Source organism: Mycobacterium sp. 1482292.6 (genome assembly GCF_001672995.1).
GTDB lineage: Bacteria > Actinomycetota > Actinomycetes > Mycobacteriales > Mycobacteriaceae > Mycobacterium > Mycobacterium europaeum_A.
In genome coordinates, this window is record NZ_LZKV01000193.1 from 110,874 (window position 1) to 117,209 (window position 6,336).

6 protein-coding genes and 2 pseudogenes are annotated in these 6,336 nt (G+C 68.2%); 6 read left to right on the plus strand and 2 right to left on the minus strand.

Annotation, left to right across the window (positions count from 1 at the left end; genetic code table 11):
- The gene (locus A5624_RS19260; RefSeq protein ID WP_066869460.1) at nucleotides 1–915 is read right to left on the minus strand and encodes a class I SAM-dependent methyltransferase; all 915 of its coding nucleotides are present in this window, start codon (nucleotides 913–915) and stop codon (nucleotides 1–3) included.
- A gap of 290 nt (nucleotides 916–1,205) precedes the next feature.
- Between A5624_RS19260 and secY the strand changes: the two genes are divergently transcribed.
- The 6 genes and pseudogenes from secY to A5624_RS19290 form a co-directional block, all read left to right on the plus strand.
- The gene (secY, locus tag A5624_RS19265) at nucleotides 1,206–2,531 is read left to right on the plus strand and encodes a preprotein translocase subunit SecY (protein WP_066869463.1); all 1,326 of its coding nucleotides are present in this window, start codon (nucleotides 1,206–1,208) and stop codon (nucleotides 2,529–2,531) included.
- Entirely contained in the window at nucleotides 2,528–3,073 is a 546-nt protein-coding gene (locus tag A5624_RS19270; RefSeq protein ID WP_066869466.1) for an adenylate kinase, read from the plus strand. The genes secY and A5624_RS19270 overlap by 4 nt, the downstream gene beginning before the upstream one ends.
- A gap of 2 nt (nucleotides 3,074–3,075) precedes the next feature.
- Entirely contained in the window at nucleotides 3,076–3,879 is an 804-nt protein-coding gene (gene map / locus A5624_RS19275) for a type I methionyl aminopeptidase (RefSeq protein ID WP_066869469.1), read from the plus strand.
- A 39-nt stretch (nucleotides 3,880–3,918) separates the two neighbouring features.
- Complete coding sequence (locus A5624_RS19280; RefSeq protein ID WP_082972677.1) at nucleotides 3,919–4,464, plus strand: sigma-70 family RNA polymerase sigma factor; 546 nt, start codon at nucleotides 3,919–3,921, stop codon at nucleotides 4,462–4,464.
- Between the two features lie 30 nt (nucleotides 4,465–4,494).
- On the plus strand, nucleotides 4,495–5,214 hold the full coding sequence (locus tag A5624_RS19285; RefSeq protein WP_066869476.1) for an anti-sigma factor: 720 nt from the start codon (nucleotides 4,495–4,497) through the stop codon (nucleotides 5,212–5,214).
- 8 nt (nucleotides 5,215–5,222) lie between these two features.
- Nucleotides 5,223–6,104, plus strand: a pseudogene (locus A5624_RS19290) (FAD-dependent oxidoreductase); the annotation flags it as partial.
- Nucleotides 6,105–6,165: 61 nt separating this feature from the next.
- On the opposite strand, the pseudogene A5624_RS29560 reads toward A5624_RS19290, so the two are convergent.
- Nucleotides 6,166–6,270 (minus strand): annotated as a pseudogene (locus A5624_RS29560) (hypothetical protein); the annotation flags it as partial.
- Nucleotides 6,271–6,336 lie beyond the last annotated feature (66 nt).

A 6,336-nucleotide genomic window follows, 5' to 3' on the forward strand; every position in this document is an offset into this window, starting at 1 on the left:
CTAACGCAGGGTGGCGGTCACCGCGACGATGTTGCGGAACTGCGCCATCGCCTCGTCGTCGCGGAATTTCAGGCCGTATTCGCCGAACAGCTCGCGGCGCGGCCGGGCGGCCACCTCCCAGCCCTTACCGGTGAGGTAGTCGACGACGTTGCTGCGCTCGCCGTCGAAGAACAGCCCCGACAGGTCGATGTCGCAGCCGACTTTGGCCCACCTGTCGTTGAACTCCTGGGCGCGTTGCGACATCGTCGTGCCGGCGGTGTCGGGGTGATACTCGGTGGCCAGCCTGCTGCCGGGGGCGCTGAGCTCGGTGATGTTGTCGAAGAGCCGGTCCTGGGCGTCCGGCGGCAGGTACATCAGCAGTCCCTCGGCGCTCCACGACGTCGGCTGGGTCACGTCAAAGCCGCTGTCGCGCAACGCGGCCGGCCAGTCCTCGCGCAGATCGATGCTGACCGTGCGCCGCTCCGCGGCCGGGGCGGCACCCAGGTGCGACATCGTCGTGCTCTTGAACTCGACGACGGCGGGCTGATCGACCTCGTAGACCACGCTGCCGGCCGGCCAGCTCAACCGGTAGGCGCGGGAGTCGAGGCCGGCGGCCAGGATCACCGCCTGGCGGACCCCGTCGCGGGCGGCGTCCAGGAAGAAGTCGTCGAAGAAGCGGGTGCGCACGGCGATCGAGTCGGTCTCCAGCCCCAGGTCCTTGCCGCTGCCCTGGTAGCCCTCGGATTCGGTGACCTCACCGTCGACCAGGCGCCGGAAGAAATCGAGGCCGACCGCGCGCACCAGGGGCGCGGCGAAGGGGTCGTTGATGATCGGATTGGAACCCTCGCTGGCCAGCGCGCGGGCCGCGGCGACCATGGTGGCCGTGGCGCCGACGCTCGAGGCCAAGTCCCAGCTGTCTTGGTCAGTGCGTGTCATGCTGCTCCCAAGTTATTTAGCAAATGCAACGAGTCAGGGAAACTCTACGCCTCGCGGCTTACGGCTTGCTGTGTTTTTCTCCCGTGGGGCGGCGGCGACGCAAACGCCCGGTTAACCGCGCCGCGGGCGGTCTCCCAGAGGGGCGCAGTAAAGGCCCTGACCAGAGCTGCCCGTACCAGCTGTTAGTCTCGTACACGGTTTGACGCGCTGTAGATTAGTCGGCCGTACGTCCTGGCCTGCGGGTGTTGGGCGCGTGATGCAGGAAACCCCCGGCTGCGCAGGAGGAAGAGTTGCTTTCCGCTTTCATCTCATCGCTGCGGACAGTCGACCTGAGACGGAAGATCCTCTTCACGCTTGGCATCGTCGTCTTGTATCGGGTCGGCGCCGCGTTACCGTCCCCTGGCGTCAACTACCCGAACGTCCAGCAGTGCATCAAAGAGGCCAGCGGTGGCGCGGCCGGACAGATCTACTCGCTGATCAACCTGTTCTCCGGTGGTGCCCTGCTCAAACTCACCGTGTTCGCGGTGGGGGTGATGCCCTACATCACGGCCAGCATCATCGTGCAGCTGCTCACGGTCGTCATCCCGCGGTTCGAGGAACTGCGCAAGGAAGGCCAATCGGGCCAGGCCAAGATGACGCAGTACACCCGCTACCTGGCCATCGCGCTGGCCATCCTGCAGGCCACCAGCATCGTGGCCCTGGCCGCCAACGGTGGGCTGCTGCAGGGCTGCTCGCTGGACATCATCGCCGACCAGAGCATCTTCACGCTGGTGGTCATCGTGCTGGTGATGACGTCCGGCGCGGCGCTGGTGATGTGGATGGGTGAGCTGATCACCGAGCGCGGCATCGGCAACGGCATGTCGCTGCTGATCTTCGTCGGGATCGCGGCCCGCATCCCCGCCGAGGGCAAGACGATCCTGGACAGCCGCGGCGGGATGATCTTCGCCGCCGTCCTGGTCGCCGCGCTGGTCATCATCGTCGGCGTCGTGTTCGTCGAGCAGGGCCAGCGCCGGATCCCGGTCCAGTACGCCAAGCGGATGGTCGGCCGGCGCATGTACGGCGGAACCTCCACGTATCTGCCGCTCAAGGTCAACCAGGCCGGTGTTATCCCGGTCATCTTCGCGTCCTCGCTGATCTACATCCCGCACCTGATCACCCAACTGATCCGCAGCGGCAGCGGCGGCGTGGGCAACAGCTGGTGGGACAAGTTCGTCGGCAGCTACCTGTCGGACCCCAGCGATCCGGTGTACATCGCCATCTACTTCGGCCTCATCATCTTCTTCACGTACTTCTACGTGTCGATCACGTTCAATCCCGACGAGCGTGCCGACGAGATGAAGAAGTTCGGCGGGTTCATCCCCGGCATCCGGCCGGGCAAGCCAACCGCCGACTACCTGCGTTTCGTGCTGAGCCGGATCACCCTGCCGGGCTCGATCTACCTCGGCGCGATCTCGGTGCTGCCCAACTTGTTCTTGCAGATCGGCAATGGCGGAGCGGTTCAGAATCTGCCGTTCGGCGGTACCGCGGTGTTGATCATGATCGGCGTGGGCTTGGATACGGTCAAGCAGATCGAGAGTCAGCTCATGCAGCGCAACTATGAAGGGTTCCTGAAGTGAGAGTCGTTTTGCTGGGACCGCCGGGGGCGGGCAAGGGAACGCAGGCCCAGAAGCTCTCCGAAAAGCTGGGAATCCCGCACATCTCCACCGGTGAGCTGTTCCGCAGCAACATCGAGAACGGAACCAAGCTGGGCCTGGAGGCCAAGCGCTACCTGGACGCCGGCGACCTGGTGCCCTCCGAGCTGACCAACCAGCTCGTCGACGACCGCCTGAGCGATGCCGACGCGGCCAACGGCTTCATCCTGGACGGCTTCCCGCGGTCGACCGGACAGGCCAAAGCCCTGCACGACATGCTGGGGCGCCGGGGCACCGACATCGACGCGGTGCTGGAATTCCGGGTCTCCCAGGAGGAGCTGCTGGAGCGGCTCAAAGCGCGGGGCCGCGCCGACGACACCGACGACATCATCCTGAACCGGATGAAGGTCTACCGCGACGAGACCGCACCGCTGCTGGAGTACTACAGCGACCAGCTCAAGACGGTCGACGCCGTCGGCACTATGGACGAAGTGTTCGCCCGCGCGTTGCAGGCGCTGGGCAAGTAGGGATGAACCCGCTGGCGCGGCTGCGGAGCCGCAAGGTGGTGCCGCAGCGCAGCGCCGGTGAGCTCGACGCCATGGCGGCGGCGGGCGCGGTGGTCGCGGCGGCGCTGCAGGCGGTGCGGGCGGCCGCGATCGCCGGGGTGTCGACGCTGAGCCTGGACGAGATCGCCGAGTCGGTGATCCGCGACGCCGGCGCGGTGCCGTCGTTCCTGGGCTATCACGGTTATCCGGCGTCGATCTGTTCCTCGGTCAACGAGCGGGTCGTCCACGGCATACCGTCGGCCGCCGAGATCCTGGCGTCCGGTGACCTGGTGTCCATCGACTGCGGCGCGGTGCTCGACGGCTGGCACGGCGACGCCGCGATCACCTTCGGGGTCGGGACGCTGGACGCCGCCGACGAAGCGCTGTCGCAGGCGACCCGGGAATCGCTGGAGGCCGGGATCGCGGCGATGGTGCCCGGTAACCGGCTGACCGACGTGTCGCACGCCATCGAGATGGGCACCCGCGACGCGGAGGCCCGCCACTCGCGCGCCTTCGGGATCGTCGAGGGTTACGGCGGGCACGGCATCGGCCGGCAGATGCACATGGATCCGTTTTTGCCCAACGAGGGTTCGCCCGGGCGCGGCCCCCTGCTGGCCGCCGGGTCGGTGCTGGCCATCGAGCCCATGCTGACGCTGGGCACCGGCAAGACGGTGGTGCTGGACGACCAGTGGACGGTCACCACCACCGACGGTTCGCGCGCGGCACACTGGGAGCACACCGTCGCGGTCACCGACGCGGGGCCGCGCATCCTGACGCTGGTGAACTAAACCTCAGCTCCGCTCGTTTCCCGGGCAGGAGGTGATCGAGTGGCTCGTGTGGCTGGCACGGGGAGGGCTTCCGGGGCTGCCGAGGCCGCTCTGATGAAGGCGCTCTATGACGAACACGCCGCGGTGCTGTGGCGTTATGCGCTGCGGCTGACGGGGGACGCGAGCCAGTCCGAGGATGTGGTCCAGGAGACGTTGCTGCGCGCATGGCAGCATCCCGAGGTCGTCGGGGACACCGAGCGCTCGGCGCGGGCGTGGCTGTTCACGGTGGCCCGCAACATGATCATCGACGACCGGCGCAGCGCGCGGTTTCGCAACGTCGTCGGTTCCACAGACGTATCGGGTGCGCCCGAACAGTCCACGCCGGATGAGGTCAATGCGGCGCTGGACCGGTTGCTGATAGCGGACGGGATGGCCCAGTTGTCCGCCGAGCACCGAGCAGTGATCGAACGGTCCTACTACCGCGGATGGACCACCACGCAGATCGCTGCGGACCTCGGCATCGCCGAGGGAACAGTGAAGTCGCGACTACACTATGCCGTGCGGGCGTTGCGACTCACTCTGCAGGAACTTGGGGTCACCCGATGAGGGGCTCCGAATGCTTGAGGGGTGACGGAGATGGATGAAATGAGGACGCCGGTGCAGGATGTCGGCCCTCCCGAAGACCGCTACGCGATGTGGGATGCCGCATACGTGTTGGGATCTTTGTCGGCCGCGGAACGCCGCGAATTCGAGACGCACATGGCGCGCTGCCCGGCTTGCCGGCAGGCCGTCGCCGATCTCAGTGGAGTGCCGGCCCTGCTCTCACAGCTTGACCGTGCCGAGGTGGCCGCGATCGACCAATCCGGTCCGGCCCCGGAGATGTCTCCACAGTTGCTGCCGTCCCTGCTGGCGACGGTTCGTTGGCGCCGGCGCCGCACCCGGGTGGTGACCTGGGTGGCGTCGGCGGCCGCGGCCGCGGTGCTGGCGATCGGGGTGTTCGTCGGCCTCGAGGGGTGGTCGTCGACTCCGTCCCAGCAGGTGACCGCGTCGTCGGAGCCGATGGCGCAGGTGAGCACCACCCTGCTGACGTCGACGGTCGCCGTCAGCAGCCAGCACTGGGGGACCTCCATCAACCTGCGCTGCGTGTGCCTGGCGCCGCTCAACGCGCACCACGACACGCTCGCCATGGTTGTGGTGGGCCGCGACGGCAGCCAGACGCGGTTGGCGACGTGGGTGGCCGTGCCCGGCCACACCGCGACACCCGCGGGCGCCATCTCGACCCCGATCGACCAGATCGCCGCCGTGCAGGTGGTTGCCGCCGACAGCGGCCAAGTGCTCCTGCAACGCTCGCTATAGAGGATCGCGTGTTCGGCGACGCGCGTTCGCTCCGGGTGCTCGTCGTGGGCGCCGGTGTCGCCGGCATCTCCGTCGCCCGGGGCCTGCTCCGCGACGGGCACGACGTCACCGTCTTCGAGCAGCGGCCCGATGTGCGGGCGGCCGGCGGCGCGGTGACGATCTGGTCCCACGGCGAGACGGTCCTCAACCAGCTGGGTGTCGACATGGACGGCGCCGGCCGGCCCTTGGCCACCGTGCGGGCGGTGACGCCCACGGGCCGCAGGGTCGGAACCCTCGACGTGACCGCGATGGTGCGGCGACTGGGTGCGCCCATCCGGATGGTTCCGCGCCGCGTTCTGCTGGATCGGCTTCTCGAGGGGTTCCCGGTCGAGCGCATCCGGTGCGGCTCCCGGGTGATCGGGTTGGCAAGCACGGGTGACGGGGTCAGCGTCGAGTTCGACGACGGCACGGTGGCCGAGGGGGACGTGCTGATCGGTGCCGACGGCCTGCACTCGCGGGTGCGCGATCACGTTGGCGCCCAAGGCGCGTCGCCCACCGGCTGGTGCAGCTGGCAGGGGCTGGCCACGCTTCCGGAGATCGCGGATTGCGATGCCGCGCTGATGATCATCGGCGGGCACGGCAACCTCGGCCTGTGGCCGGCCGGGGGCTCGGACGTGCAGTGGTGGTTCGACCTGCCGTGGTCGCCCGACTTCGTCCGGCCACAGCGGCCGATCGAGATGATGCGCTCGCACTTTTGCGGATGGTCGGACTCGGTCGATCGGGTGCTCGCCACCTTGACCGACGACGATTTGGCCCGCTCGCCGTTCCCGCATTTCCGCCATCCGATCCCGCGCGCGGGTCAAGGCCCGGTGACCCTGCTCGGCGACGCCGCGCACACGATGCCGCCCACGACACGGCCATGACCCGCCGGCGCCGGGTCTTCTCGTAGGACCGCAACGCACGCGAAACGTCTTCGCCGCGAACGTTTGTCGCACGACGCACGCCCGCCAGTGCCCCGCACAGCACCATGGTGTCGAGCAACGCCTGGTTGGTGCCCTGAGCCAGGGTGGGCGGCATCGTGTGCGCGGCGTCGCCGAGCAGGGTCACCGGGCCTTGACCCGCGCGCGGGATCGGATGGCGGAA

What these genes read in the sequence shown, in the direction of transcription:
- A5624_RS19260 (WP_066869460.1), bottom strand. Translation starts at nt 915, where the DNA reads ATGACACGCACTGACCAAGACAGCTGGGACTTGGCCTCGAGCGTCGGC.
- map (WP_066869469.1), top strand. Translation starts at nt 3,076, where the DNA reads ATGAACCCGCTGGCGCGGCTGCGGAGCCGCAAGGTGGTGCCGCAGCGC.
- A5624_RS19285 (WP_066869476.1), top strand. Translation starts at nt 4,495, where the DNA reads ATGGATGAAATGAGGACGCCGGTGCAGGATGTCGGCCCTCCCGAAGAC.